This window comes from Paraburkholderia sp. BR14312 (genome assembly GCF_040948675.1).
Classification (GTDB): Bacteria; Pseudomonadota; Gammaproteobacteria; order Burkholderiales; family Burkholderiaceae; genus Paraburkholderia; species Paraburkholderia nodosa_A.
In genome coordinates this window covers 253,111-278,901 of sequence record NZ_JBFPKI010000002.1, presented here as the reverse complement: position 1 = coordinate 278,901, position 25,791 = coordinate 253,111, and the positions used below count along the sequence as shown (strand labels likewise).

Annotated in this window: 26 protein-coding genes; 21 read left to right on the top strand and 5 right to left on the bottom strand. The window is 65.0% G+C overall.

What is annotated here, in order from left to right:
- Window positions 1–32 precede the first annotated feature (32 nt).
- The 5 genes from AB3X98_RS07090 (at window position 33) to cysM (ending at window position 5,077) form a co-directional block, all read left to right on the top strand.
- Window positions 33–1,430, top strand: a complete 1,398-nt coding sequence (locus AB3X98_RS07090) for a UDP-glucose/GDP-mannose dehydrogenase family protein (protein WP_069262637.1) — start codon at window positions 33–35, stop codon at window positions 1,428–1,430.
- Window positions 1,402–2,406, top strand: a complete 1,005-nt coding sequence (gene rfaE1, locus AB3X98_RS07085; protein ID WP_342948582.1) for a D-glycero-beta-D-manno-heptose-7-phosphate kinase — start codon at window positions 1,402–1,404, stop codon at window positions 2,404–2,406. The genes AB3X98_RS07090 and rfaE1 overlap by 29 nt, the downstream gene beginning before the upstream one ends.
- A 105-nt stretch (window positions 2,407–2,511) precedes the next feature.
- The gene (rfaD, locus tag AB3X98_RS07080) at window positions 2,512–3,504 is read left to right on the top strand and encodes an ADP-glyceromanno-heptose 6-epimerase (protein WP_342948583.1); all 993 of its coding nucleotides are present in this window, start codon (window positions 2,512–2,514) and stop codon (window positions 3,502–3,504) included.
- A gap of 73 nt (window positions 3,505–3,577) precedes the next feature.
- Window positions 3,578–3,925 carry a helix-hairpin-helix domain-containing protein gene (locus AB3X98_RS07075; RefSeq protein WP_069262634.1) on the top strand — a complete coding sequence of 116 codons (348 nt, stop codon included), beginning with the start codon at window positions 3,578–3,580 and terminating at the stop codon, window positions 3,923–3,925.
- Between the two features lie 249 nt (window positions 3,926–4,174).
- Window positions 4,175–5,077 (top strand): cysteine synthase CysM, encoded by a 903-nt coding sequence (gene cysM, locus AB3X98_RS07070; RefSeq protein ID WP_069262633.1) that lies wholly within the window; start codon window positions 4,175–4,177, stop codon window positions 5,075–5,077.
- A gap of 68 nt (window positions 5,078–5,145) precedes the next feature.
- Here the strand turns inward: cysM and mltB are convergent, their stop codons facing one another.
- Window positions 5,146–6,459, bottom strand: a complete 1,314-nt coding sequence (gene mltB / locus AB3X98_RS07065; RefSeq protein WP_368605530.1) for a lytic murein transglycosylase B — start codon at window positions 6,457–6,459, stop codon at window positions 5,146–5,148.
- Window positions 6,460–6,674: 215 nt separating this feature from the next.
- Here mltB and AB3X98_RS07060 point away from each other — a divergent pair, with 215 nt between their 5' ends.
- Together AB3X98_RS07060 and AB3X98_RS07055 are read left to right on the top strand one after the other, a co-directional pair.
- Window positions 6,675–7,601: a histone deacetylase family protein gene (locus AB3X98_RS07060; RefSeq protein ID WP_069262632.1), complete on the top strand. Its 927-nt coding sequence runs from the start codon at window positions 6,675–6,677 to the stop codon at window positions 7,599–7,601.
- A gap of 64 nt (window positions 7,602–7,665) precedes the next feature.
- A complete protein-coding gene (locus tag AB3X98_RS07055) occupies window positions 7,666–8,460 on the top strand; it encodes an enoyl-CoA hydratase (protein ID WP_368605529.1) in 795 nt (264 codons plus the stop codon).
- A 13-nt stretch (window positions 8,461–8,473) separates the two neighbouring features.
- On the opposite strand, the gene AB3X98_RS07050 is transcribed toward AB3X98_RS07055, so the two are convergent.
- Window positions 8,474–9,364, bottom strand: a complete 891-nt coding sequence (locus AB3X98_RS07050) for a lysophospholipase (RefSeq protein WP_368605528.1) — start codon at window positions 9,362–9,364, stop codon at window positions 8,474–8,476.
- A 304-nt stretch (window positions 9,365–9,668) separates the two neighbouring features.
- Between AB3X98_RS07050 and AB3X98_RS07045 the strand changes: the two genes are divergently transcribed.
- The 6 genes from AB3X98_RS07045 (at window position 9,669) to AB3X98_RS07020 (ending at window position 16,042) form a co-directional block, all read left to right on the top strand.
- Entirely contained in the window at window positions 9,669–10,703 is a 1,035-nt protein-coding gene (locus tag AB3X98_RS07045; protein WP_069262629.1) for a methionine ABC transporter ATP-binding protein, read from the top strand.
- Complete coding sequence (locus tag AB3X98_RS07040; RefSeq protein ID WP_069262628.1) at window positions 10,693–11,346, top strand: methionine ABC transporter permease; 654 nt, start codon at window positions 10,693–10,695, stop codon at window positions 11,344–11,346. Before AB3X98_RS07045 ends, AB3X98_RS07040 begins: the two co-directional genes overlap by 11 nt.
- 55 nt (window positions 11,347–11,401) lie before the next feature.
- The gene (locus AB3X98_RS07035) at window positions 11,402–12,199 is read left to right on the top strand and encodes a MetQ/NlpA family ABC transporter substrate-binding protein (protein WP_069262627.1); all 798 of its coding nucleotides are present in this window, start codon (window positions 11,402–11,404) and stop codon (window positions 12,197–12,199) included.
- A 211-nt stretch (window positions 12,200–12,410) separates the two neighbouring features.
- Window positions 12,411–13,160 (top strand): electron transfer flavoprotein subunit beta/FixA family protein, encoded by a 750-nt coding sequence (locus AB3X98_RS07030; RefSeq protein ID WP_069262626.1) that lies wholly within the window; start codon window positions 12,411–12,413, stop codon window positions 13,158–13,160.
- A 14-nt stretch (window positions 13,161–13,174) separates the two neighbouring features.
- Window positions 13,175–14,122, top strand: a complete 948-nt coding sequence (locus tag AB3X98_RS07025; protein WP_069262625.1) for an electron transfer flavoprotein subunit alpha/FixB family protein — start codon at window positions 13,175–13,177, stop codon at window positions 14,120–14,122.
- 132 nt (window positions 14,123–14,254) lie between these two features.
- On the top strand, window positions 14,255–16,042 hold the full coding sequence (locus AB3X98_RS07020) for an acyl-CoA dehydrogenase (RefSeq protein WP_368605527.1): 1,788 nt from the start codon (window positions 14,255–14,257) through the stop codon (window positions 16,040–16,042).
- A gap of 81 nt (window positions 16,043–16,123) precedes the next feature.
- Here AB3X98_RS07020 and AB3X98_RS07015 read toward each other — a convergent pair whose 3' ends face one another.
- Entirely contained in the window at window positions 16,124–17,410 is a 1,287-nt protein-coding gene (locus AB3X98_RS07015) for a D-amino acid dehydrogenase (protein WP_368605526.1), read from the bottom strand.
- Window positions 17,411–17,586: 176 nt separating this feature from the next.
- Between AB3X98_RS07015 and AB3X98_RS07010 the strand changes: the two genes are divergently transcribed.
- Entirely contained in the window at window positions 17,587–18,075 is a 489-nt protein-coding gene (locus AB3X98_RS07010; RefSeq protein ID WP_042261052.1) for an Lrp/AsnC ligand binding domain-containing protein, read from the top strand.
- 114 nt (window positions 18,076–18,189) lie between these two features.
- Window positions 18,190–19,344, top strand: a complete 1,155-nt coding sequence (locus tag AB3X98_RS07005; RefSeq protein ID WP_368605525.1) for a PA0069 family radical SAM protein — start codon at window positions 18,190–18,192, stop codon at window positions 19,342–19,344.
- A gap of 16 nt (window positions 19,345–19,360) precedes the next feature.
- On the opposite strand, the gene AB3X98_RS07000 is transcribed toward AB3X98_RS07005, so the two are convergent.
- Window positions 19,361–19,867, bottom strand: coding sequence for an NINE protein (locus tag AB3X98_RS07000; protein WP_368605524.1), 507 nt, complete (start codon window positions 19,865–19,867; stop codon window positions 19,361–19,363).
- Window positions 19,868–19,971: 104 nt separating this feature from the next.
- Window positions 19,972–21,051 carry a sorbosone dehydrogenase family protein gene (locus AB3X98_RS06995; protein WP_368605542.1) on the bottom strand — a complete coding sequence of 360 codons (1,080 nt, stop codon included), beginning with the start codon at window positions 21,049–21,051 and terminating at the stop codon, window positions 19,972–19,974.
- 321 nt (window positions 21,052–21,372) lie between these two features.
- Here AB3X98_RS06995 and rpsP point away from each other — a divergent pair, with 321 nt between their 5' ends.
- The 6 genes from rpsP to AB3X98_RS06965 all read left to right on the top strand — a co-directional run bounded on the left by rpsP (window position 21,373) and on the right by AB3X98_RS06965 (window position 25,771).
- The gene (gene rpsP / locus AB3X98_RS06990; protein WP_028206744.1) at window positions 21,373–21,636 is read left to right on the top strand and encodes a 30S ribosomal protein S16; all 264 of its coding nucleotides are present in this window, start codon (window positions 21,373–21,375) and stop codon (window positions 21,634–21,636) included.
- 97 nt (window positions 21,637–21,733) lie between these two features.
- Complete coding sequence (rimM, locus tag AB3X98_RS06985; protein ID WP_368605523.1) at window positions 21,734–22,495, top strand: ribosome maturation factor RimM; 762 nt, start codon at window positions 21,734–21,736, stop codon at window positions 22,493–22,495.
- 65 nt (window positions 22,496–22,560) lie between these two features.
- Window positions 22,561–23,328 (top strand): tRNA (guanosine(37)-N1)-methyltransferase TrmD, encoded by a 768-nt coding sequence (gene trmD / locus AB3X98_RS06980; RefSeq protein WP_069262619.1) that lies wholly within the window; start codon window positions 22,561–22,563, stop codon window positions 23,326–23,328.
- Between the two features lie 149 nt (window positions 23,329–23,477).
- A complete protein-coding gene (gene rplS / locus AB3X98_RS06975; protein WP_035522529.1) occupies window positions 23,478–23,873 on the top strand; it encodes a 50S ribosomal protein L19 in 396 nt (131 codons plus the stop codon).
- 86 nt (window positions 23,874–23,959) lie between these two features.
- Window positions 23,960–24,682, top strand: a complete 723-nt coding sequence (locus tag AB3X98_RS06970; RefSeq protein ID WP_368605522.1) for a CoA pyrophosphatase — start codon at window positions 23,960–23,962, stop codon at window positions 24,680–24,682.
- Window positions 24,683–24,832: 150 nt separating this feature from the next.
- A complete protein-coding gene (locus AB3X98_RS06965; RefSeq protein ID WP_342945415.1) occupies window positions 24,833–25,771 on the top strand; it encodes a CobD/CbiB family protein in 939 nt (312 codons plus the stop codon).
- Window positions 25,772–25,791: the final 20 nt, after the last annotated feature.

Below are 25,791 nucleotides of genomic sequence, written 5' to 3'. Positions count from 1 at the left end.
TTCCAACATCCGCATCTGTCACCGGAGCGCCTATGAAGATCACCATTGTCGGTACCGGCTACGTCGGCCTCGTCACCGGTGCGTGTCTTGCCGAAATCGGCCACGACGTGTTTTGCCTCGATGTCGATCCGCGCAAGATCGATATCCTGAATGGCGGCGGCGTCCCGATTCACGAGCCGGGCCTGCTCGAACTCATCGCGCGCAACCGCGCGGCCGGGCGCATTACCTTTTCCACCGACATCGCGGCGAGCGTCGAGCACGGCGAGGTGCAGTTCATCGCCGTCGGCACGCCGCCCGACGAAGACGGCTCGGCCGATCTCCAGTACGTGCTCGAAGCGGCGCGCAGCATCGGCCGCCACATGAACGGCTTCAAGGTGGTCGTCGACAAGTCGACGGTGCCGGTCGGCACGGCGCAGCGCGTGCACGGCGTGCTGGCCGAAGAACTGGCGAAGCGCGGCCTCTCGCATAGCGTGGATCACCGCTTCTCGGTCGTCTCGAACCCCGAGTTTCTGAAAGAGGGCGCGGCGGTGGACGACTTCATGCGTCCGGACCGCATCATCATCGGTCTCGACGAGGACGAGAACGGCACCGTGGCGCGCGAGAAGATGAAGCGCCTCTACGCGCCGTTCAACCGCAATCACGAACGCACGATCTACATGGACGTGCGCTCCGCCGAATTCACGAAGTACGCGGCCAACGCCATGCTCGCGACGCGCATCTCGTTCATGAACGAGATGGCGAATCTCGCCGACCGCGTGGGCGCCGACATCGAGTCGGTGCGCCGCGGCATCGGCTCCGATCCGCGCATCGGCTATCACTTCCTCTATGCCGGCTGCGGCTATGGCGGCTCGTGCTTCCCGAAGGACGTGCAGGCGCTGATCCGCACGGCCGCCGAGTCGGGCCAGAACCTGCGCGTGCTCGAAGCCGTCGAGGAGGTCAATCACGGCCAGAAGGAAGTGCTCGTGAAGAAGATCGCCAGCGTGTGCGGCGACGACCTCACCGGCAAGCACTTCGCCGTGTGGGGCCTCGCGTTCAAGCCGAACACCGACGACATGCGCGAAGCGCCGAGCCGCCGTCTGATCGCCGACCTGCTCTCGCGCGGGGCCACGGTGGCGGCGTGGGACCCGGTCGCAGCCGAAGAGGCGCAGCGCGTGTTCGCGCTCGATCTCGCACACGCGCCTGAGCAGCACGCGCGCCTGACGTTCGCATCGAGCCAGGACGACGCGCTCACGGGTGCCGACGCGCTCGTGATCGTCACCGAATGGACCGCCTTCAAGGCGCCCGATTTCGCGCATTTGAAGAAGGTGCTCAAGGCACCGCGTATCTTCGACGGACGCAACCTCTACGAGCCCGACGCCATGGCCGAGCTCGGCATTGACTATCACTCGATTGGGCGGCCCCATGTCAATCTCGCAAACTCCGCAGCCTGAAGCCGCGCCCGTCGCCGCGCTTGCTGCTGCCATCGCGCCGGAAGTGCGCGTCGTGCCGCGCGAAAAGCTCGCGACCTCGCGTGTGCTGGTGGTGGGCGACGTCATGCTCGACCGCTACTGGTTCGGCGACGTCAACCGCATCTCGCCGGAAGCGCCGGTGCCGGTCGTGCATGTGCAGCGCAAGGAAGACCGTTTGGGTGGCGCCGCGAACGTCGCGCGCAACGCGGCGGCGCTCGGCGCTCACGCGGGCCTCCTGTGCGTGGTGGGCCATGACGAACCCGGCGAGCGTATCGTCGAGCTGCTCGACGAAAGCAACGTGAACGCGTATCTCGAGCGCGATCCCGCGTTGCCGACCACCATCAAGCTGCGCGTACTGTCGCGCCAGCAACAGTTGTTGCGCGTGGACTTCGAAAACACGCCCGCGCACGAGATCCTGCTCGCCGGCCTCGCGCGTTTCGACGCGCTGCTGCCCACGCACGACGTGATCCTGCTCTCCGACTACGCGAAGGGTGGGCTCACGCATGTCACGCAGATGATCGCGAAGGCGCGCGCCGCGGGCAAGGCGGTGCTCGTCGATCCGAAGGGCGACGACTGGGAGCGCTATCGCGGCGCGAGCCTCATCACGCCGAACCGCGCGGAGCTGCGCGAAGTGGTGGGCACGTGGAAGTCCGAGGAGGACCTGCACGCGCGCGTGACGAAGCTGCGCCACGAACTGCAGTTCGATGCGCTCCTGCTCACGCGCTCGGAAGAGGGTATGACGCTCTTTTCCGATGACGGCGCGCTGCACGCGGCGGCCGATGCGCGCGAAGTGTATGATGTCTCGGGCGCCGGCGACACGGTGATCGCGACCGTCGCGGTCATGCTGGGCGCGGGATTGCCGCTCGTCGAAGGCGTCGCACTCGCGAATCGCGCGGCCGGCATCGTGGTCGGCAAGCTCGGCACGGCCACCGTCGACTACGACGAACTCTTTCAATAATGTTGCGCATGCGAGCGTGCAGCGCTCGCACCCCGGCCGGAATTTCCGCAGCGTTTTTCCGGCGGGGCATCAACCTCGCGTGAACCTCGTCACCGCAGACCTATCATGACCCTCATCGTCACCGGCGCGGCCGGCTTCATCGGCAGCAACATCGTCAAGGCGCTGAACGAACGCGGCGAAGACCGCATCATCGCCGTCGACAATCTCACCCGCGCGGACAAGTTCAGGAATCTCGTCGATTGCGAGATCGACGACTACATCGACAAGACCGAGTTCGTCGAGCGTTTCACACGCGGCGATTTCGGCGACGTGCGCGCGGTGTTCCACGAAGGCGCCTGTTCGGACACGATGGAAACCGACGGCCGCTACATGATGGACAACAACTTCCGCTATAGCCGCGCCGTGCTCGACGCGTGTCTCGCGCAGCGCGTGCAGTTTCTGTATGCGTCGTCGGCGGCGATTTACGGCGGCTCGACGCGCTTCGTCGAAGAGCGCGAAGTGGAAGCGCCGCTGAACGTGTACGGCTATTCGAAGTTCCTGTTCGACCAGGTGATCCGCCGCGTGCTGCCCACGGCGCAAAGCCAGATTGCGGGCTTTCGCTATTTCAACGTGTACGGTGCGCGCGAAACGCACAAGGCGCGCATGGCGTCGGTGGCGTTCCACAACTTCAACCAGTTCCGCGCCGAAGGCCGCGTGAAGCTGTTCGGCGAATACAACGGCTATGCGCCGGGCGAGCAGACGCGCGACTTCGTCTCGGTCGAGGACGTGGTGAAGGTGAACCTGTTCTTCTTCGATCATCCGGAGAAGACGGGCATCTTCAATCTGGGCAGCGGCCGTGCCCAGCCGTTCAACGACATCGCCACGACCGTGGTGAACACGCTGCGTGCGATGGAAGGCAAGCCCGCGCTCTCGCTCGCGGAGCAGGTCAAGGAAGGGCTGATCGAGTACATCCCGTTCCCGGACGCGTTGCGCGGCAAGTATCAGTGCTTCACGCAGGCGGACCAGTCGAAGCTGCGCGCGGCGGGCTACGACGCGCCGTTCCTGACGGTGCAGGAAGGCGTGGATCGTTACGTACGTTGGCTTTCTGGCCAGGTGTAACGCAAAGCCCTGACTTCATAAACTGGACTCTCCTCGCCGGCGATGGTCGCCGGCGTTTTGAGGGAGATCCAGCATGTTCCGAAAAGTCCTTGCGGCGGCCGCGCTTCTGGCCGTATTCAGCCACGCCTTTGCGGCCGTGGACGTCAACACCGCCAACGAAGACGCGCTTCGCGGCATCAAGGGGGTGGGGCCCGCGCGCGCCAAGGCCATTCTCGACGAGCGCAGCGCGCACGGCCCGTACAAGGATGCCAGTGACCTCGGCAAGCGCGTGAAGGGCATGGGCGGCCATACCGTCGAACGTTTGCAGGCCGAAGGATTGGCGATCGGTCCCGCGAATGCCCATGCAGCACAGGCGAAGGTTGCGCAGGCAACGCCCGCGAAGGCGGGCGCACCTCAGGCTGCCGTGGCGGTCAAGAAGTAGCAGGCCGCTTGCGCTCGTGTGTTACCCCGCGCGTCGTGCTGCGCCGTCGCGGGGCGCAGTTTCCTTCAGGTGTCGCTCAGGTGATGTCGACCCGCGACGTTGACCCGCGGCCCGGGCCGCGGGCTTTTTGCAGCCCATGATGGTCGAGCCGCCAGCCGGCGTCCATACCGGCGTCATGGGTCCCCTGCGGTCGCTGCCCGCGTGGTTTAGAATCGACGGGTCACGTCATCGCGCCTCACTGCCATCCCCATGCCCTACAAGACCATTGAAGACACGATCGGCAATACCCCGCTCGTGCAACTCGTCCGCCTGCCGGACGACGAAATCCGCGCCCGCAACAACGTCTTGCTGGCCAAGCTCGAAGGCAACAACCCGGCTGGGTCCGTGAAGGACCGCCCGGCGCTCTCGATGATCCGTAAAGCCGAAGAGCGCGGCCGCATCAAGCCCGGCGACACACTCATCGAAGCGACGAGCGGCAACACGGGCATCGCGCTCGCCATGGCGGCGGCGATCCGCGGCTACAAGATGGTGCTCATCATGCCGGAGGACCTCTCGGTCGAGCGCCGTCAGAGCATGGCGGCTTACGGCGCCGAAATCATGCTTACGCCGGTCAAGGGCGGCATGGAATATGCGCGCGATCTCGCCGAGCAAATGCAGCGCGACGGCAAGGGGATTATCCTCGACCAGTTCGGCAATCCCGACAATCCGCTTGCGCACTACGAGGCCACTGGCCCGGAAATCTGGCGCGATACCGAAGGGCGCATCACGCACTTCGTTTCGTCGATGGGCACGACCGGCACGATCATGGGCACGTCCCAGTTCCTGAAAGAAAAGAATCAGGCGATCGAGATCGTCGGCGCGCAGCCGGAAGAAGGCTCGCGCATTCCGGGCATTCGCAAGTGGCCCGAAGCGTATATGCCGAAGATTTTCGATCGCAGCCGCGTGGATCGCGTGGAGAGCGTGAGCCAGGCCGCCGCCGAGAACATGGCGCGCCGCCTGGCCTCGGTCGAAGGTATCTTCGCGGGGATCTCGTCGGGCGGCGCATGTGAGGTGGCGATGCGTCTTGCGCGCCAGCTCGAGAACGCGACGATCGTGTTCATCGTCTGCGATCGTGGCGACCGCTATCTCTCGACGGGTGTGTTTCCCGCCTGATTGAAGCGTGGACGCAAAAAAACGGCCTTCGATGTTTCCGAAGGCCGTTTTGCTTTGTATCGCTGAAGTTACTCTTGCTGTTCGGGTGGCGTCGCGCCCGTGCCGTTCGGGGCGCTGTTCATCCCGTTGCCATTGCCACCGTTGTTGCCGCCGTTGCCGCCATTTCCACCGTTTCCGTTCGCCGGGCCCACCCCCACGCCTGGCTGCGTCGCCAGCATCTGCGCTTTCACGCGCATGCCCAGCTGATACACCGCGAGCGCATAGAAGAAGCTGCGGTTATAGCGCGTCAGCACATAAAAGTTCTTGAGCCCGAGCTTGTACTCGGTGCCGCGGCCAGGCGAGGGCAGGTCGATCACCGTGACAGGCGTGCCCGCCTCGGCGGCGATATCCACGTCCGGCTGGTCGAGCACGAGGCCCGAGCGCAGCAACTGGCTCAGCGGCCAGCGCGGTTCGGGCTTGCCGTCGGCGGCGGCCTGGGCGATGCCGAGGCTGCCCGCATCGGTGGCGATATTCCACACCACGGGCCGCCCCGATTCCCAGCCGTTCTGCCGCAGATAGTTCGCCACGCTGCCGATCGCGTCGGCCGTGCTCCCGCGCAGATCGATGTGATTGTTGCCCTCGTAGTCCACCGCGTACTGCACGATGCTGCTCGGCAGGAACTGCGGAATGCCGATCGCGCCCGTGTACGAGCCGAGCACCGACGACGGATCGATCTGCGCGTCGCGCGTCCACACGAGGTAGTCCTCGAGATTCTTGCGGAACGTCGCCATGCGCTCGGCGCGGTTCGGCGTGTCCGGATAATCGAAGGCGAGCGTGGTGAGCGCATCGAGCACGCGGAAGTTGCCCATGTAGCGGCCGTAGATCGTCTCCACGCCGATGATGCCGACGATCACCTCGGGCGGCACGCCAAACTCCTCCGACGCGCGCTGCAGCGTGGCCTGGTTCGCGCGCCAGAAGCGTACCCCCGCATTGATGCGTACCGGGTCGAGGAAGCGCGCCTGATATGCGCGCCAGTTCTTCACGCCCGGAACGGGCGAGGGCGTCACGAGCTTCACCGCCGTCGCCGAATAGTTCGCGCTCGCGAACAGCGCATGCAGTGCGGCGGGATCGAAGTCGTAGCGCGCCACCATGTCGTTGATGAAGCCGTCGACGTCCGGATTGTTCGCGTAGCGCTGCGGGACGATTTCCTCTTCGAACGTCTGGCCCTGCGTCGGCGTTTGCGGTTGCGCCTGCGCGAGCGTGAGCGGCGTCTGTCGCGATTTCGGCGCGGCAGTTTGCGCGCGCGCCGCGCCGGTGCACAACGACGCCGCGACGCAAAGCGCGAGTGCGAAGGTCGTGCGACGTGGGCGGCTGGAGGCGGACAGAGCGGTCTTGAGGGTCATGAGAGAGCGGAGGGAGAGCGGTCCAGGAAGAACCCGGGCAGTATAACCGAGCGCCTTCGGGGAATCGGGCCGTTGCGCGCCGGCGTGGCGCGTGAGCACCAGGTCGCTGTGGTAACGTGGTGTCTGTTCGCGCGCCAGCCGGCGTGCCGCCAGACTAAAGACAGAAGGAGACCCGCGGCCGCGCGCATGCGCGAAGCCCGCGGCGAGTGCGACTCATGACGACCGGTTTCTTCTCTCACCCCGATTTTCTGCTGCACGAGATGGGCGAATGGCATCCTGAATGCCCCGCGCGTCTGCAGGCCATCGAAGACCAACTGATCGCGAGCCGCATCGACGCGCTGATCGAGCGCGACGAATCGGCGCCGCTCGCGACCGAGGCGGACCTCCTGCGCGTGCATACCCAGGCGCATATCGACTTCATCCGCAACACGGCGCCCAGCGAAGGCTACGCGAGCATCGACCCGGACACGCTGATGAATCCGCACACGTGGCAGGCGGCGCTGCGTGCGGCGGGCGCGGCGATCGCGGCCACCGACGCGGTCCTCGCCGGGCGCTACGAGAACGCATTCTGCAGCGTGCGCCCGCCCGGCCATCACGCGGAGCCTGCGCGCGCGATGGGCTTTTGCTTCTTCAACAACATCGCGATCGCGGCGCGCCATGCACTCGAAGTCCACGGCCTCCAGCGCGTGGCGATCGTCGATTTCGACGTGCATCACGGCAACGGCACCGAGGCCGCGTTCGCGGGCGACTCGCGCGTGCTGATGTGCAGCTTCTTTCAGCATCCGTTCTATCCATACTCGGGGGCCGAGAATCCGGCGCCGAACATGGTCAACCTGCCGATCGCGGCGCGCACGAAAGGCATGGAAGTGCGCGAGGCCATCGACATCATGTGGCTGCCGCGGCTGCACGAGTTCAAACCGGAGATGGTGTTCGTCTCGGCGGGCTTCGACGCGCATCGCGAAGACGATCTCGGCAACATGGGCCTCGTGGAGGACGACTTCGCCTGGATCACGGACCAGATTCGCGACATCGCGGGCCGCTATGCGAAGGGGCGCATCGTGAGCAGCCTCGAAGGCGGCTATAACCTCTCGGCGCTCGGCCGCAGCGTGGTGGCGCATCTGCGCGCGCTGGCGGATATCTAGGCGGCCGGCGCGGCCCCGAGCGCGGACCCGCATCGCACACATTCGAACGAAGGAGACACGCATCGTGAGTGCCATTCCCTCTTCATCGCAAGCGCTAGTCGAAATTACACGCGATGCGTATGGCGTGTCGGGCGTCGTGCGCCTCACGCTGAACCGTCCGGATGCGTTCAACGCGCTTTCCGAGGCGCTCATCGATGCGTTGCAGGGCGAACTCGCCGCGCTGGCGCAATCCGACGCGCGCGTGGTCGTGATCGCAGCGGCAGGGCGCGCGTTCTGCGCGGGCCACGATCTCAGGGAAATGCGCGCGGCGCCCTCGCACGAGTACTACACGAAGCTGTTCGAGCGCTGCTCGAAGATGATGCTCGCCATTCAAAAGATGCCGCAGCCCGTCATCGCGCGCGTACAGGGCGTGGCGACGGCGGCGGGCTGCCAGCTCGTCGCGATGTGCGATCTGGCGGTGGCGGCGGACTCGGCGCGCTTTGCGGTGTCGGGCATCAATCTCGGGCTCTTTTGCTCGACGCCCGCTGTGCCGCTCTCGCGCAATGTCTCGCGCAAGGCGGCCTTCGAGATGCTGATGACGGGCGAATTCATCGATGCGGAGAAGGCGTTGCGCGAAGGCCTCGTGAATCGCGTGGTGCCCGCCGACCAACTCGACGCCGCCGTGACCGCACTGGCCGCGAGCATCTGCGCGAAGCCGCGCGAGGCCGTCGCGGCAGGCAAGGGGCTCTTCTACCGGCAGCTCGAAATGGGCATCGACGCCGCGTATCAGTTGGCCGGGCAGACCATGGCCTGCAACATGATGACCGACCCAGCGCTCGACGGCGTGCAGGCCTTCATCGAGAAACGCAGCGCGAAGTAACGCGCCTGACCGCTCAGGAGTGCTGGTCGATCCAGTCGATCAGCGCGCCGATCACGCGCTCTCGATCGAGGTCGTTGAGCGTTTCATGGAAGCTGCCTTCATATAGCGTGAGCGTGCGATCGGGCGATCCCACGTTCGCGCCGAACGCGCGGCTGCCCTCGGGCTCGGTGAGCTTGTCCTCGGTGCCATGCCAGATCAGCACGGGTAGCCGCAGTTGCGCGCGTCCCGTCTCGATGCGCTTCATCGCTTCCAGCAATTGCGCCCCCGTGCGGGCGGGAATCGCGCCGTGATGCACGAGCGGATCGGCGCGATTGGCTTCGACCACGTCGCGCACGCGCGCGAGCAGCGCCGCGTCGATTTTCATGGCCGGAAAGGTCGGCCAGATCGCGCTGATTACGCGGCTCGCGGCGATTTTCCATGCGGGCACGTCGCGGCCCGGCGCGAGCGCCGCGCTCGAGAGCAGCAGGCCCGCGAGCGGCACGCGAGTTTGCGGCAGGCGCTCGATGGCGTAGAGCGCGGCAATCGCGCCGCCCATGCTGTGTCCCATCAGGAAGAGCGGTGTGCCCTGTGCAGCGCATTGCGCGCTCGCGTGGGCGAGGAGCGCCTCGGCGTCGTTGAGATAGTCGTCGAAGTGCGAGATCCAGGTGCGGCGGCCAGGGGCATGCCCGTGGCCGCGCAGATCGATTGCGTAGACATCGATGCCCGCGGCGGTCAGCCGCGTGGCGAGCGCCGCATAGCGGCCCGCGTGTTCCGCGAGACCATGAATCAGCGCGATGGCCGCGCGCGGCGGCGCGCTCGCGCGCCAGACGTAGAGCGGCAACTCGACGCGGTCACGCGTACGCAGCGTCGCTTGCGCGGCGGGTTCGGCGGCTTGCGCCATGGCGATGTTCTGACTGGTCTCCATCTCGCTCCCTGCTTGGCGGATTGTGGCGGGTCGTTTTCGGCATCAATCTGTCGGCATCAATCTGTCGGCAGCAGTGTAGCGGCCGCGCGGGCGGCCACGCGCTGCCAGAAGCCTCTAATGCAAATGAGTTATGAAATTATCGAAATTGATTATTAAAAGGAATTTTGCGTGCCAGGGTAAAATGCGGGGCTAAATCCAGTCCATCAAACGGCGGCTGTCTGCCGGCGCGACGCGTTTTCCGCTACTGAAAAGGAGCGGCCTGCGCGAGCGGCGCGCGGCACACCCGCCGTTTTGCTTTTTTTCCATGATCGAAATTCGAAACGTGTCCCAGCGCTTCGCCGGCCCACAAGGCTGGATCGAGGCGCTGCACAACGTCAATCTGACGATTCCGCCGGGCGAAGTGTTCGGCATCATCGGGCGCAGCGGCGCAGGCAAGAGCACGCTGGTGCGCACCATCAACCTGCTCACGCGGCCCACCGAAGGCGACATCGTCGTCAACGCTCGCACGCTCACGTCGCTCTCTTCGGCCCAGCTGCGCGAAGCGCGCCGCGAGATCGGCATGATTTTCCAGCACTTCAACCTGCTGTCGTCGCGCACCGTGTTCGACAACGTCGCGCTGCCGCTCGAACTGGCCGGCGTGAAGCGCGCCGAGATCGAAGCGACGGTGCTGCCGCTGCTCGAACTCGTCGGCCTGACCGCGCAGAAAGACCGCTATCCCTCGCAGATCAGCGGCGGCCAGAAGCAGCGCGTGGGCATTGCGCGCGCGCTCGCGAGCAAGCCGAAGGTGCTGCTTTCGGACGAGGCGACCTCGGCGCTCGACCCCGAAACCACGCGCGCGATTCTCGACCTGCTGCGCAAGATCAATCGCGAACTGAACCTGACCATCGTGATGATCACGCACCAGATGGAAGTGATCAAACAGGTCTGCGACCGCGTGGCCGTGCTCGACGCGGGCCGCGTGGTGGAAAGCGGTCCCGTGATCGACGTGTTCCTGCAGCCGCGCCACGAAGTCACGCGCGCGCTGCTCGGCGACGTGATCGCCCAGGAACTGCCGCCCGCGCTCAAGGCGCGTGTGGCCGAGCATCTCGCGAAGGGCAGCGGCCACTTGCTGCGCCTCGCGTTCAAGGGTACGGGCGTCGACCAGCCGGTTCTCTCGGAGACGATTCGGCGCTTCGAACTCGATTTCAACATCCTGCACGGCCAGATCGACGAGATCCAGGGGCAGGCGTTCGGCTCGCTCGCGGTGCTCGCGGGCGGCGATCCGGTGAAGGTGGCGCAGGCCATGGCGTGGCTGCGCGAACAAGGCGTCGTGGTGGAGGAACTGTCCCATGTGGAGTGAAATGTTCGACATGTTCGTCCAGTCGTTCTGGGAGACGCTCGTCATGGTGGGCATCTCGGGACTCGTGGGCGCGGCCATCGGCCTGCCGCTCGGCGTGCTGCTCTATCTCACCGACCGCAACGGCGTGCTGCAGAACATCGCCGCGAACCGCGTGATGGGGGTGATCGTCAATGCCGTGCGTTCCACGCCGTTCATCATCCTGCTCGTTGCCGTGATTCCGTTCACGCGCCTCGTGGTCGGCTCGTCGATCGGCACGGCGGCCGCCGTCGTGCCGCTCACCATCGCCGCTGCGCCGTTCATCGCGCGGCTCGTCGAAACGGCGCTGCGCGAAGTCGATCGCGGCCTGATCGAAGCGGCCCAGGCCATGGGCGCGAGCACGAGCCAGATCGTCTTCAAGGTGCTGCTGCCCGAGTCGCTGCCAGGCGTCGTCGCGGGGCTCACCATCACGTTCATCTCGCTCGTCGGCTATTCGGCGATGGCCGGCGCGATCGGCGGCGGTGGTCTTGGCGACCTCGGCATCCGCTACGGCTATCAGCGCTTCGAACCCGAAGTCATGTTGATCGTGGTCGTGATCCTGATCGTGTTCGTGCAGCTCGTGCAGTCGTTCGGCGACTGGCTCGTGCGGCGCCTGAGCCACAAATAGGCCTTAAAACAAGCGGTTTTTCGATCAACATAACTACACAAGACAAAGGTTGGGTATGCAACGTCGTTTCATGATCCGGCTCGCGGCGGCGCTTGGCGCGGCTTCGCTCATCGCACCGCTTGCTGCGCACGCGGACGAAACCATCAAGGTGGGCGTGACGGGCGGCCCGCACGAGCAGGTGATGGAAGTCGTGAAGAGCGTGGCCGCGAAGAGCGGCCTGAACATCAAGATCATCGAGTTCTCCGACTACGTGCAGCCGAACGCGGCGCTCGCGGGCGGCGATCTCGACGCCAACAGCTACCAGCACGCGCCGTATCTCGACGCGCAGGTGAAGGATCGCGGCTACAAGCTGATCAAGATCGCCGACACCGTTACGTTCCCGATGGGCATCTACTCGAAGAAGATCAAATCGCTCTCCGAACTGAAGCCGGGCGCGCGCATCGCGGTGCCGAATGATCCGACGAATGGCGGCCGTGCGTTGCTGCTGCTGCAGAGCCAGGGTCTCATCAAGTTGCGCGCCGACGCAGGTTTGAAGGCGACGCCGCTCGACATCGTGGAAAACCCCAGGAAGCTGAAAATCGTCGAGCTCGACGCCGCACAGATTCCGCGTTCGCTCGACGACGTGGACGCCGCCGCGATCAACACGAACTTCGCCATGCAAGCGGGCCTGAAGCCGAAACAGGACGCGATCGCAATCGAAGACCCGAAGGGGCCGTACGTGAATATCCTCGCGATCCGCGAGGCCGACCGCAACAAGCCCTGGGTGGCGAAGCTGGTCGCCGCGTACCACTCGCCGGAAGTGAAGCGCTACGTCGAAACGACGTTCGGCGGGGCGGTCATCACCTCCTGGTAGGACCCCCTGGGCCGTGAAATTAGAGATATTTTTTCGGCGCCCGGGCTTGATGCCCGGGTTTTTTCCACCGTAAAATCGCACGATCGTTCGCTACTGATGACCGGGGTGCGGCAGCGGTGGTTCGGGAAAATTGCTGGTGGCAGATCGGCCCGACAGGGCTATCGCTATAATGTCCGCCAGGTTGACGTATTCGTAACTTCGGAGCATGTGAATGAAAGTCCTTGTGCCAGTCAAACGCGTAGTCGATTACAACGTGAAGGTTCGTGTGAAGTCGGATGGCACGGGCGTCGACATCGCGAACGTGAAGATGTCGATGAACCCGTTCGACGAAATCGCCGTGGAAGAAGCGGTGCGTCTGAAGGAAGCGGGCGTGGCGACCGAAGTCATCGCCGTTTCGGCGGGCGTGACGCAAGCGCAGGAAACGCTGCGCACGGCGCTGGCCATCGGCGCGGATCGCGCGATCCTCATCGAGTCGAACGAAGACCTCCAGCCGCTGGCTGTGGCCAAGCTACTGAAGGCGCTGGTCGACAAGGAACAGCCGCAACTGGTCATCCTCGGCAAGCAGGCCATCGACGACGATTCGAACCAGACCGGCCAGATGCTCGCCGCGCTGGCGAACCTGCCGCAGGCTACGTTTGCCTCGAAGGTGGTCGTGGCCGACGGCAAGGCGACCGTATCGCGCGAAGTGGACGGTGGCGCGGAAACGCTGTCGCTCAAGCTGCCCGCAGTCGTTACGACGGATCTGCGCCTGAACGAGCCGCGCTACGTCACGCTGCCGAACATCATGAAGGCGAAGAAGAAGCCGCTGGAAACCGTCAAGCCCGAAGACCTCGGCGTCGACGTCACGCCGCGTCTGAAGACGCTGAAGGTTGCCGAGCCGCCCAAGCGCAGCGCAGGCGTGAAGGTGCCGGACGTGAAGACGCTGGTCGAGAAGCTGAAGACGGAAGCCAAGGTGCTGTAAGGAGCGAGACGAAAATGACGAATCTGGTTATTGCTGAACACGACAATCACTCGATCAAGGCCGCGACGCTGAACACGGTCGCCGCAGCACAGAAAATTGGCGGCGACGTGCACGTGCTGGTCGCGGGCCACAATGCGCAAGCCGCAGCGGATGCCGCCGCGAAGATCGCAGGCGTTGCGAAGGTGCTGCTGGCCGACGCGCCGCAACTCGAGCAGGGTCTCGCCGAGAACGTCGAAGCGACGGTCCTCGCGCTTGTGCAAAATGCGGCGAAGAACTACACGCACATCCTGGCGCCGGCAACGGCAGCGGGCAAGAACGTCACGCCGCGTATCGCCGCGAAGCTCGACGTCGCGCAAATCAGCGACATCACCGCCGTGGATGCGCCGGACACATTCGAGCGTCCGATCTACGCGGGCAATGCCATCGCGACGGTGCAATCGGTCGACCCGATCAAGGTCATCACCGTGCGTACGACGGCATTCGATGCAGTTGCAGCCGTTGGCGGCAGCGCAGCAGTCGAGAAGCTCGACGCGGCAGCGGACAGCGGCCTCACCCAGTTCGTCGGCCGTGAAGTGACGAAGCTCGACCGTCCGGAACTCACGAGCGCAAAGATCATCGTCTCGGGCGGCCGGGGTCTGGGCAGCGGCGAGAACTACACGAAGGTGCTGGAGCCGCTCGCGGACAAGCTCAACGCCGCACTTGGCGCATCGCGCGCAGCCGTCGACGCGGGCTATGTGCCGAACGACTATCAGGTCGGACAGACTGGCAAGATCGTCGCGCCGCAACTGTATGTGGCGGTCGGCATCTCGGGTGCGATCCAGCATCTGGCCGGCATGAAGGACTCGAAGGTCATCGTCGCGATCAACAAGGACGAAGAAGCACCGATCTTCAGCGTGGCCGATTACGGCCTCGTGGGCGACCTGTTCACGGTCGTGCCGGAACTCGTGAAGGAACTCGGCTGAATCCGGCCGGTGTATCGAGCGACGAGCGCCGCGTATCATGATTGAACGCGTGGCGTGAGACGAAGCAGCAAAGGGGCGCCGCGGCGCCCCTTTGTCATTTGAGGAACCGCATACCGACAGGAGGAGACTGAAATGTACCAGGCGCCCACGAGCGACATGCTGTTCGTCATGAAGGAACTGGCCGGCCTCGAAGAAATCGCCAACTTACCGGGCGGCGAAGACGCCACGCCCGAAACGGTCGAAGCGGTGCTGCACGAAGCCGCTAAGCTGTGCGGCGAAGTGCTCGAGCCGCTGAACGCCGAAGGCGACCGCAATCCGAGCCGCTGGGAAAACGGCAACGTGCACGCCACGCCCGGTTTCAAGGCGGCATTCCGGCAATACGTGGAAGGCGGCTGGCAAGGCGTGCAGCATCCTCAGGAATACGAAGGACAAGGTTTGCCGAAGCTCGTCGGCACGCCGTGTGTGGAAATGCTCAACGCGGCGAACCTTTCGTTCGCGTTGTGTCCGCTGCTCACCGACGGCGCCATCGAAGCGCTCCTCACCGCCGGCAGCGAAGCGCAAAAGCAGCGCTTCGTGCCGAAGCTCATCTCCGGCGACTGGACCGGCACGATGAACCTCACCGAGCCGCAGGCGGGCTCCGATCTCGCCGCCGTGCGCACGCGCGCCGAGCCGCTAGGCGACGGCACGTACAAGGTGTTCGGCACGAAGATCTTCATCACGTGGGGCGAGCACGACATGGCGGAGAACATCGTCCATCTCGTGCTCGCGCGCACGCCCACGGCGCCCGAAGGCGTGAAGGGCATTTCGCTCTTCATCGTGCCGAAGTTCCTCGTCAACGAAGATGGCACGCTCGGCGCGCGCAACGATGTGCACTGCGTATCGATCGAACACAAGCTCGGCATCAAGGCGAGCCCGACCGCCGTGCTGCAGTTCGGCGACCATGGCGGCGCGATCGGCCAGTTGATCGGCGAAGAGAATCGCGGCCTCGAATACATGTTCATCATGATGAACGCCGCGCGTTTTGCGGTGGGCATGCAGGGCGTGGCCGTCTCCGATCGCGCGTACCAGAAGGCGCTCGCCTATGCGAAGGAGCGCGTGCAGAGCCGCCCGGTGGATGGTTCTGCGAAAGCGGCAGTGAGCATCATCCATCACCCCGACGTGCGCCGCATGCTCGCCACGATGCGTGCGCTCACCGAAGCCGCGCGTGCGCTCGCTTACGTGGCGGCCGGCGAGAGCGACCGCGCGCATGGCGACCCCGACGAGGCGGCCCGTGCGCGGCATCAGGCGCGCTACGAGTACCTCGTGCCGATCGTGAAGGGCTGGAGCACCGAACTCGCGCTGGAAGTGACCAGCCTCGGCGTGCAGGTGCATGGCGGCATGGGCTTCATCGAGGAGACGGGCGCGGCGCAGTTCTACCGTGACGCACGCATTCTGCCGATCTACGAGGGCACGACGGCGATCCAGGCGAACGATCTCATCGGACGCAAGACGCTGCGCGACGGCGGCGCGGCGGCAAAGGCGCTGCTCACCGATATCGCGCAGACCGTCGACGCGCTGGCCGCACAACGAGGCGCGGCGTTCGAGTCGATGCGCAAGCATCTCGCGGCGGGTAAGGATGCGCTGGCATCGGCCGTGGACTTCGTGCTCGCGAAGACGAAAAGCGATCCGAACGCGGTATTCGCGGGCAGCGTGCCGTATCTGAAGCTGGCGGGCATCGTGCTGGGCGGCTGGCAGATGGCGCGCGCCATGCTCGCCTCGCAGCGTCTCATGCAGGAGGACCCGAAGTTTCATGGCGCGAAGATCGCCACGGCGCAGTTCTACGCGCAACACGTCTTGCCGCAGGCGGTGGCGCTCGAAGCGGCGATCGTCAGCGCCAACGGCAGCGAGGGCGTGCTGGCGCTAGCGGAGGATCAGTTCTGACGCAGCCGCGCGCTACTCACAGCGAGAAATGAAACACGGCGCCCTGGCGGCGCCGTGTTCGTTCACGCAGCGTGGCTGGCTTCAGGCATACGCCGGACGATGCGAGCCTTGCGTGTCGCCGAGATAGCGGTGCACCGAAAGATCGTCGGCGCGGATGGCGGGTTGCTTGCCCGAGATCAGGTCGGCGAGCAACTGGCCCGAACCGCACGACATCGTCCAGCCGAGCGTGCCGTGACCCGTGTTCAGGAACAGGTTCGAGATCGGCGTGCGGCCGACAACCGGCGTGCCGTCCGGCGTCATCGGGCGCAGGCCGGTCCAGAAGGTGGCCTTCGTCGTGTCGCCGCCGCCCGGGAACAAGTCGTTGACGCACATTTCGAGCGTTTCACGGCGCGCTTGCTTGAGCGTCTTGTCGAAGCCGACGATCTCGGCCATGCCGCCCACACGGATGCGGTCGTCAAAACGCGTGATCGCGATCTTGTAGGTTTCGTCGAGCACGGTCGAAACCGGCGCGGCACTCGCATTCACGATCGGCGCCGTGATCGAATAGCCCTTGAGCGGATAAACCGGAATCTTCACGAGGCCCGCGAGCATCTTCGTCGAGAAGGAGCCGAGCGCGACCACGAACGAATCGGCGCGCACCAGCTCGCTGCCGCATTGCACGCCCGCGATACGGTCGCCCTGCATGGCGAGGCCGTCGATCGGCGTGTTGTAGCGGAATTTCACACCCAGTTGTTCGGCCATGGCGGCGAGGCGCGTGGTGAACAGCTGGCAGTCGCCGGTTTCGTCGCCGGGCAGACGCAGGCCGCCGGTGAGCTTGCCCGACACCGCGGCGAGCGCCGGTTCTGCGCGGCCGAGTTCGGCTGCGGTGAGCAGTTCGTACGGAACGTTCGCGTCCTTGAGCACGGCGATGTCCTTCGCTGCGCCTTCGAACTGCTGCTGCGTGCGGAACACCTGAAGCGTGCCGCCCGTGCGGCCTTCATACTGAATGCCCGTGTCGGCGCGCAACGCCTGCAGGCAGTCGCGGCTGTATTCCGCGAGACGCACCATGCGGCCTTTGTTGAGCGCGTAGCGTTCAGCCGTGCAGTTCTGCAGCATCTGCCACATCCACTGCAGCTGGAACTTCGTGCCGTCCAGACGAATGGCGAGCGGCGCGTGCTTCTCGAACATCCACTTGATCGCCTTGAGCGGCACGCCCGGCGCGGCCCACGGTGCGGCGTAGCCCGGCGAGATCTGTCCGGCATTGGCAAAACTGGTTTCGAGCGCGGGACCGGCCTCGCGGTCGATCACCGTGACTTCGTGGCCCGCGCGGGCGAGATACCAGGCGCTGGCCACACCGACCACACCACTGCCCAACACGACGACTCGCATAGCTGCTCCATATAGTTTCGTTGAGCTACGCCGCGTTGCCGGGCCCTTGGAAGCCGTCTTTTGGCACCGATAGGGAAGAAGGCATGGAAATCCGGGTGTAGCCAGTATTTGTAGCTATGCTATTGTTGTATGTCCAGGTTTTGTTATCGTATTTTTCAGATTTTCGGGAAGAAATCATGAGAACGCAGCGCCAACCGGTCCGCGCGCTCGACCGGCTCGATCACCGCATCCTGAAGCTGCTCCAGGAGGACGGCCGCATGGCGATGAAGGACCTCGCGGAGCAGGTCGGGCTCTCGGTCACACCGTGCATCGAGCGCGTCAAGCGCATGGAGCGCGACGGCGTGATCACGGGTTACTTCGCGCGTGTGAATCCCTCGGTGCTGGGTGCGGCGCTGCTCGTGTTCGTGGAGATCACGCTCGATCACAAGAGCGGCAACATGTTCGACCAGTTCCGCCGCGAGGTGCAGAAGATTCCCGAAGTGCTCGAATGCCATCTCGTCTCGGGCGACTTCGACTATCTCATCAAGGCGCGCATCGGCGAGATGGCCGACTACCGCAAGCTGCTCGGCGACATCCTGCTGCAACTGCCGGGCGCCGTGCAGTCGAAGAGCTACGTGGTGATGGAAGAGATCAAGGAGACGCTGACCATCGCCGTGGGGGAATGACGAGGGTCACTGTGGCGGCTGAAAGCGCCCCGTTTTTAGGACTCGACAACGCGGATCGATACTGTATATTTATACAGTATCGATCCGCGTTTTCTTGTCTATTCCGCTTAAGCCGTGACCGACTCCCATCACCCCGATCCCGACGCCTGGTATCCCGTTGCGCCGCCCACGGCGCGCAAGGGGCGCGGGGCGGTCACGAACCTGCAAGGGCGCTACGAAGTCGACCAGCGCGAAGCGTTCGACGACGGCTGGCAGCCCACGGGTGTCGGCGGGGAGCGCGATGGTGATGGCGATGAAACCGGCGAGCCCAGGCTGCGCACCGAAGTCTTCGAAGAGCGCGCGAAGAGCATCCTCACACGCAACCAGTCGCCGGACATTCCATTCAACGTCTCGCTCAATCCGTATCGCGGCTGCGAGCACGGCTGTATCTATTGCTTTGCGCGGCCTACGCACAGTTATCTCGGCCTTTCGCCGGGGCTCGATTTCGAGAGCCGAATCTACGCCAAGGTCAATGCGGCGGAGTTGCTCGCGCGGGAAATCGCCAAGCCGTCGTACGAGCCCGAACCGATTGCGCTGGGCGTGAATACCGACGCCTGGCAACCGGTGGAGCGCGACCTGCGCATCACACGCCGCGTGGTCGAAGTGCTGGCGGAACGGCAGCATCCGTTCGCGGCCATCACGAAATCCTCGCTGATCGAGCGCGATCTCGACCTGCTCGCGCCGATGGCCGCGCGCCAGCAGTTCATGGCGGCAATCACGATCACCACACTCGACGCCGATATCGCCCGCTCGCTCGAACCGCGTGCGGCGACACCCGCGCGGCGGCTGCGTACCATCCGCACGCTCGCCGAAGCCGGTGTGCCGGTCGGCGTGAGCATCGCACCCGTGATTCCGTTCGTGACCGAGCCCGACATGGAGCGCGTGCTCGAAGCCTGCGCCGAGGCCGGTGCGACAAGCGCGAGTTACATCGTGCTGCGTTTGCCGTGGGAGGTCGCGCCGCTGTTCCAGGACTGGCTGGCGGCGCACTTCCCGCAGCGCGCCGAGCGCGTGATGAGCCGCGTGCGCGACATGCGCGGCGGCAAAGACTACGAATCGGCGTTTTCGCAGCGCATGAAGGGAACGGGGCTGTGGGCCGACCTGCTCAAGCAGCGCTTTCATCATGCCGTGCGGCGCCTCGGGCTCAACGAGCGGCGCCACGGCATTCTGGACATGTCGGCGTTCGTGCAGTCGAGGACCGTGCGCGAGAAGCCTCAGCTCGACCTGTTCTGAGCCGTTACTGCGCGATTTACTGCGAGAGCGCCTTCGCGGCCTCGACTTGCGACTCGAAGTACGTTTGAAACGAGAGTGCGAGTCCCGTCATCAGCAGGAACGCGCCAATCAGCAGCGAGAAGATCACGACGAAAATCACCGTCCAGCCCGAGCGGCTCGTGCGGCCTTTCTCCACGAACGCGGCGTTGAACTGCGCGTCCCATTTGGCGTCGGGGCGAAGTCCGTAGACGATTGCCGCCAGAAACGCCGAGAGGACGGACACCGCGCCGATCACGGCGAGCACCCAGCCGGGAATCGAGGCGCGCTCGGTGGCGACGAGCAGCATCACGCCCGGAATGCCGAGGAGCGTGCCGAACAAATGCGCCCAGCCCCACACGTCGCGCGGGCCATACAGGTAGAAGCGGTGGGCGCCGAGACTGCCAAACAGGAAGGCGAGGGCGGCGGTGAGCGTCTTGGAGCGAAAGCGTGCGAGGTTCTTGTCGTTGGGCATGGGCTCGGGCGAAACGTGGGCGTCGGCCGCCATGAGCGCATTACGTCGAACGCGCACGGGCCGCCGGGCATTGTATGCCGCACGACGCGCTTGCAGCACAAGCGCACGCTTATGCCCGGCACCATGGTCTGCCCGCGTCACGGTTTCGTGTAGGTCACGCGATAAATCGCGCCCGCATAGTCGTCGCTGACGAGGAGCGATCCGTCGGGCAGCGGCAGCACGTCGGCGGGGCGGCCCCATTGGGTCTCGTCTGAATTGAGCCAGCCCTGCGCGAACACTTCCTGGCGTGCGTTCGTGCCGTCCGGGTTGGCGATCACGCGCACCACGCGATAGCCGACCTTCTTGCTGCGGTTCCACGAGCCGTGCTCGGCGATGAAAATGCTGTTCTTATAGTCGGCCGGGAACATCGAACCGGTATAGAAGCGCATGCCAAGCGACGCCACGTGCGCGCCGAGCTTGAGGACGGGGGGCGTGAAGCCGCTGCACGGATGGCCTGCGCCGAACTCGGGGTCGGCGACATTGCCGCCGTGGCAATAGGGAAAGCCGAAGTCCTCGCCCACGTGCGCGAGGCGGTTGAGCTTGTCGTCGGGGATGTCGTCGCCGAGCATGTCCCGGCCGTTGTCGGTGAACCAGAGCTCATGCGTCTGCGGATGCCACGCGAAGCCGACCGTGTTGCGCACACCGCGGGCGATGGTCTCGTAGTGCGAGCCGTCGGGCTCCATGCGCCCGATCATCGCGAAATGCATGCGCTGCGGGTCGCTGACCGGCAGACAGACGTTGCACGGCGCGCCTTGCGGCACGTAGAGCTTGCCGTCGGGGCCGAAGGCGATGAACTTCCAGCCGTGGTGGCGCTCGGCGGGCAGCGAATCCGTGACGACGACGGCTTTGGGCGGATCGTCGAGATGACGGTCGATGTCGTCGAGCCGCACGATCGACGACACCGCTGAAACGTACAATGCGCCGTTGCGCCAGGCCACGCCCACCGGCATCGTCAGTCCCGAGGCCACGATATGGCGCTTGATGGCTTTGCCGTCCTTGAGTTCGAGCGCGTAGACGTCGCCGTCCGTACTCCCCACATACAGGAGGGTGCCGTTGCCTGACTGCGTCATTTCGCGCGCACCGGGCAAGTCGGCGGACAGCACCTCGATGTGGAAGCCCGGCGGCAGCTTGATGCGCTCGATGGGAAGCGCCGCTTGAGCGAACGGCGCCGCGAGCAGGGCGGCGGCAAAGGCGAGACACGCCGCTGCAAAGCGTCGGGCCGACTCGCGAGACACCGGAAAAAAGGAGCTGCCACCCACGCCGCCGCCACAAACGCGAGGCAGCCCTTGCACGAGTCGTCTGAAAGTCGCCACAATTCGCTCCAGGGCCCGCCCATCGTGGGCATGAGCCGCAGTTTGACCGCTTTGTTGACCGCTTTGTCTCGCCGCTTTCCGCGCGCCGGCGTGCAATTTCCCGTTAAGTGTTTGTTATGCCTCCGGTTTCGGGCTATAATCGCATGTTTCAGTAGTCCCGAACCCCCGGTTTTCAAGGATTTTCGTATGGTCATCATCCGTCTGGCACGCGGCGGCTCGAAGAAGCGCCCGTTCTACAACATCGTCGCAACCGACTCGCGCAACCGTCGCGACGGCCGTTTCATCGAGCGCGTGGGCTTCTACAACCCGGTCGCTACCAAGGGTGAAACGCTGCGTATCGCTCAAGATCGCGTGACGTACTGGAAGGAAAACGGCGCGCAAATGTCGCCGGCCGTCGAGCGCCTCGTGAAGGAAGCGCAAAAGACCGCCGCCGCTGCGCCGGCTGCTTAAGTCTTTAAGCGTCTTTTCAGTCTGTTGTCCGTGTTTCACCCGTGTACGCGCTGCATGATCCGCGTATGCAATATCAAGCTGGTCGCAAGGGGTGCCGATGTCCGCGCATGACGCCAAATCTGCCGTAGAGGCGAACGACGCGTCGGAAAGCGGGGCGCCCGAAGTTGCAGCCAGCGGCGCCGGCAAGGCTGCCGCCCGCGGCGCGCCGTCGTTTGGTGCGTTCGTGCGCAAGCCTGCGCGCGAGAGCGCCGCGAAAGCTGCGCCCGCAACCGGGACAGCCGGTGGCCTGCGCGCCGAAACCGAGGCGAGTTGGCCTGCCGACGCCGTTGAAGTCGGCGCCGTGATCGACGCCTACGGCCTCAAGGGCTGGCTGAAGATCGCGCCGCACGCGCAGGATAGCCAGGCGCTGCTTTCCGCTAAACGCTGGTGGCTCCTCAAGGGCCGCGAGGGTCAGGCGCATCGCGAGCGTCATTGCGCGGTGCGCGTGAGCGCCAAGGTTCATGGTGACAGCGTCGTTGGCCAGCTTTCGGGCGTGGCCGACCGCGATGCCGCGCTGCTGTTGCGCGGCGCGCGCGTGTACGTGAGCCGGGCCGAATTCCCGGCGCCCGCAGCCGATGAATATTACTGGGTCGACCTGATCGGCCTCGATGTCGCCAATGAGGCGGGCGTCGAGCTCGGCAAGGTTGCCGACCTGATCGACAATGGCGCGCAATCGGTGTTGCGTGTCACGTATGCGTCCACGGACAAGGATGGCAAGCCGGCCACCGGCGAGCGCCTGATCCCGTTTGTAGGCGTGTTCGTGAAGACGGTGGACCTGGCGGCGAAGCGTATCGTCGTCGACTGGGAAGCCGACTACTAAGCAGCGGCAACGCTGTGGCAACCCCGCCGCGCGCCTTGATTCAATTTCGCTGAACGGAGAGAGCGATGCAGTTCGATGTCGTCACGCTCTTTCCCGAGATGTTCCGCGCGCTGACCGACTGGGGCATTACCAGCCGGGCGGCGAAGCAGCAGCGTTACACGTTGCGCACGTGGAATCCGCGTGATTTCACGACCGACAACTACCGTACGATCGACGATCGCCCCTACGGCGGCGGGCCCGGCATGGTCATGCTGGCCAGGCCGCTCGAAGCGGCGATCGACGCGGCAAAGGCCGCGCAGGCGCAAGCCGGCGTGAGCGCCCCGCGTGTGCTGCTGATGTCGCCGCAAGGCAAACCGCTCACGCATGAACGCGTCATGCAGTTCGCGCAGGAGCCGGGTCTCGTGATGTTGTGCGGCCGCTATGAAGCGATCGACCAGCGTCTCGTCGACCGCTGCGTGGACGAAGAAGTGAGCCTCGGCGACTTCGTGCTCTCGGGGGGTGAATTGCCCGCGATGGCCTTGATGGACGCCGTGGTGCGCAACCTGCCGGGCGTGCTGGGCGATGCGCTTTCGGCGGTGCAGGACAGCTTCGTCGACGGTTTGCTCGACTGTCCGCATTACACGCGCCCCGAGGAATACGACGGTGTGCGTGTGCCCGATGTGCTGCTTGGCGGCCATCATGCGGAAATCGAGCAATGGCGTCGCCGCGAGGCGTTGCGCAACACGTGGAACAAGCGGCCCGATCTGATCGCGCGGGCCAGAAAGAACAAGATGTTGAGCCGGGCCGACGAGGCGTGGCTCGCTAGTCTCGCGAAGGGCTCGAACGAAGCGTAAGGCTTCGGGCGTGCGCGACAAGGGGCGCAAAAGGCGGTGCCGCTTCATGCGTGAACGGCGCCAGTTGTGAATCCATCCTCTATCGGGGCCGTAGTGCAGCAACCCTGCACAGGTACGAACGCCGACAAGATGGCATACGGAGTCAATCCATGAATCTGATTGAAAAACTCGAGCAGGAAGAAATCCAGCGCGTGCTGGGCGAGAAGACCATCCCCGAATTCGCCCCCGGCGATACGGTGATCGTCAACGTGAACGTGGTTGAAGGTAACCGCAAGCGCGTTCAGGCATACGAAGGCGTCGTGATCGCGAAGCGTAACCGCGGCCTGAACTCGTCGTTCATCGTGCGCAAGATCTCGTCGGGCGAAGGCGTCGAGCGTACGTTCCAGACGTACTCGCCGCTGCTGGCCAGCATCGTGGTGAAGCGTCGCGGCGACGTGCGTCGCGCGAAGCTGTACTACCTGCGCAACCTGTCGGGCAAGAAGGCACGTATCAAGGAAAAGCTGGTGTCGAAAGACCGCGCAGCTGCTCCGGCCGAACAGGCGTAAAAGCTGTAAGAAAGAAGCACCCTCCGGGGTGCTTTTTTCTTTTTGGCCGCAAAATAATCTCGTGTATGTGTAATCCGGGACGCCCGTTGATCCGCCCAGTATTTGAACCCGAAAGCCTGCCGATCGAATCGACAGGCGCGAGCCTTCCGCAGGTCGCCGCGGAACGCCTGACCGCCGCCGGCTTGCGCACGCGCTTCGAGCAGCGCCTGCCGTGGGACCCCGAACCCCAGGAAGCCCGTCTGTTCGAGATGCGCGATCCGCGCGAGGCCGCCGTGCTCATGCCCATCGCCATGCGCCCGGGCGGCCTGACCGTGCTGCTCACCCAGCGCGCCGACAACCTCAGCAATCATGCAGGCCAGGTGAGCTTTCCCGGCGGCAGCCGCGAACCTTCCGACCCCACCCCCATCGCCGCCGCGCTGCGCGAGGCGCACGAGGAAGTGAACCTCGACCCCGCGCGCGTCGAGGTCCTCGGCGCATTGCCCGACTACCTCACCGGCACCGGCTTCAGGGTCACACCCGTGGTCGGTCTCGTGCACGAGCCGTTCAGTCTCGCGGCGGACTCGCTCGAAGTGGCAAGCATCTTCGAAGTGCCGCTCAGCTTTCTCATGAGCCCGGTGCATCACCAGGTGCGCGTGCTCCGCTGGGAAGGCGGCGAGCGGCGCTTTTATGCGATGCCGTATCCGGACCGCAATGCACCGGACCTCGACGTGCCCGAACCCGTCGTCGCTTCCGGTGTCGGCTCCTCGCACTTCATCTGGGGGGCGACGGCCGGTATGCTGCGCAACTTCTACCGTTTCCTGCTCGCGTAACACGTCTGGCGGCGCGTGCAAGCGTCGCTGCGCACTGTTGCGAGTTTGCCGCCCGAATTGCCGGCGATGGTCAGGCACATCTGGCCCTGTGATATCGTTGCAACACTTTCATAAAACCCCTTTCGCAACCCGATCTGCACGGCGCGTCGCATGACCTTCTTTTCCGTATTGCTGGCTCTCGTCATCGAACAGGTGCGGGCGCTGTCGCCCAATAATCCGGTCATGGCGCTCGTGCGCCTCAATGCGGAGTGGGCCGCTCACGGCTTCGACGCCGGCAAGCAGAAGCATGGCCTCCTCGCGTGGCTCGTGGTCGTGCTGCCGTGGACGCTCGCCACGGCGCTCGTCTACTACGTGCTGTACCACATCAGCTTCGTGCTGGCGTTCCTGTGGAACGTGGCGGTCGTGTACTTCACGCTCGGTTTTCGCCAGTTCAGCCACTATTTCACCGACATCCATCTCGCGCTGAACAACGACGACGTGCCGCGCGCGCGTGAAATCCTCCAGGAATGGACCGGCATCGACGCCGTGGACATGCCCGTGAGCGAGATCGTGCGCCACACGCTGATTCATGCGGTGATCGCCTCGCATCGGCACGTGTTCGGCGTGTTCTTCTGGTTTCTCGTGCCGATCGGGCCCGCGGGCGCCGTGCTGTACCGCATCGCCGAATACCTCGCGCGCGAGTGGGCACGTCCGGCCGAGGACCGCACCGAGGCATTCTCGAACTTCGCGCAGCATGTGTTCTTCGTGATCGACTGGGTGCCTGCGCGGCTCACGTCGCTGGGCTTCGCGATCGTCGGCAACTTCGAGGACGCGATCTACGCCTGGCGCAACCACACGAACCAGTGGCCCGACACCAACGAAGGCGTGCTGCTCGCCACCGGCAGCGGCGCGCTGGGCGCGCGCCTGTCGGGCCCGCTCGCCGAGCAGTCCAGCGTCGATGTGCTCGCGCAGCCGGGCGAGGGCGGTCCGTACACGGTGGGCGACGACTGCACGCCGCGTACGCTGCAATCGGCCGTGGGCCTCGTGTGGCGCGCCGTGATCCTGTGGATGATCCTGCTGCTCATGCTGACGATTGCCGTCTGGCTCTGAGCGCCCGACGCTGAATCGCA

Bases quoted from the DNA above. Each gene is read 5' to 3' on its own strand.
- AB3X98_RS07090 (WP_069262637.1), top strand. From the start codon at position 33: ATGAAGATCACCATTGTCGGTACCGGCTACGTCGGCCTCGTCACCGGT.
- rfaE1 (WP_342948582.1), top strand. From the start codon at position 1,402: ATGTCAATCTCGCAAACTCCGCAGCCTGAAGCCGCGCCCGTCGCCGCG.
- rfaD (WP_342948583.1), top strand. From the start codon at position 2,512: ATGACCCTCATCGTCACCGGCGCGGCCGGCTTCATCGGCAGCAACATC.
- AB3X98_RS07075 (WP_069262634.1), top strand. From the start codon at position 3,578: ATGTTCCGAAAAGTCCTTGCGGCGGCCGCGCTTCTGGCCGTATTCAGC.
- cysM (WP_069262633.1), top strand. From the start codon at position 4,175: ATGCCCTACAAGACCATTGAAGACACGATCGGCAATACCCCGCTCGTG.
- mltB (WP_368605530.1), bottom strand. From the start codon at position 6,459: ATGACCCTCAAGACCGCTCTGTCCGCCTCCAGCCGCCCACGTCGCACG.
- AB3X98_RS07060 (WP_069262632.1), top strand. From the start codon at position 6,675: ATGACGACCGGTTTCTTCTCTCACCCCGATTTTCTGCTGCACGAGATG.
- AB3X98_RS07050 (WP_368605528.1), bottom strand. From the start codon at position 9,364: ATGGAGACCAGTCAGAACATCGCCATGGCGCAAGCCGCCGAACCCGCC.
- AB3X98_RS07045 (WP_069262629.1), top strand. From the start codon at position 9,669: ATGATCGAAATTCGAAACGTGTCCCAGCGCTTCGCCGGCCCACAAGGC.
- AB3X98_RS07040 (WP_069262628.1), top strand. From the start codon at position 10,693: ATGTGGAGTGAAATGTTCGACATGTTCGTCCAGTCGTTCTGGGAGACG.
- AB3X98_RS07035 (WP_069262627.1), top strand. From the start codon at position 11,402: ATGCAACGTCGTTTCATGATCCGGCTCGCGGCGGCGCTTGGCGCGGCT.
- AB3X98_RS07030 (WP_069262626.1), top strand. From the start codon at position 12,411: ATGAAAGTCCTTGTGCCAGTCAAACGCGTAGTCGATTACAACGTGAAG.
- AB3X98_RS07025 (WP_069262625.1), top strand. From the start codon at position 13,175: ATGACGAATCTGGTTATTGCTGAACACGACAATCACTCGATCAAGGCC.
- AB3X98_RS07020 (WP_368605527.1), top strand. From the start codon at position 14,255: ATGTACCAGGCGCCCACGAGCGACATGCTGTTCGTCATGAAGGAACTG.
- AB3X98_RS07015 (WP_368605526.1), bottom strand. From the start codon at position 17,410: ATGCGAGTCGTCGTGTTGGGCAGTGGTGTGGTCGGTGTGGCCAGCGCC.
- AB3X98_RS07010 (WP_042261052.1), top strand. From the start codon at position 17,587: ATGAGAACGCAGCGCCAACCGGTCCGCGCGCTCGACCGGCTCGATCAC.
- AB3X98_RS07000 (WP_368605524.1), bottom strand. From the start codon at position 19,867: ATGGCGGCCGACGCCCACGTTTCGCCCGAGCCCATGCCCAACGACAAG.
- rpsP (WP_028206744.1), top strand. From the start codon at position 21,373: ATGGTCATCATCCGTCTGGCACGCGGCGGCTCGAAGAAGCGCCCGTTC.
- rimM (WP_368605523.1), top strand. From the start codon at position 21,734: ATGTCCGCGCATGACGCCAAATCTGCCGTAGAGGCGAACGACGCGTCG.
- trmD (WP_069262619.1), top strand. From the start codon at position 22,561: ATGCAGTTCGATGTCGTCACGCTCTTTCCCGAGATGTTCCGCGCGCTG.
- rplS (WP_035522529.1), top strand. From the start codon at position 23,478: ATGAATCTGATTGAAAAACTCGAGCAGGAAGAAATCCAGCGCGTGCTG.
- AB3X98_RS06965 (WP_342945415.1), top strand. From the start codon at position 24,833: ATGACCTTCTTTTCCGTATTGCTGGCTCTCGTCATCGAACAGGTGCGG.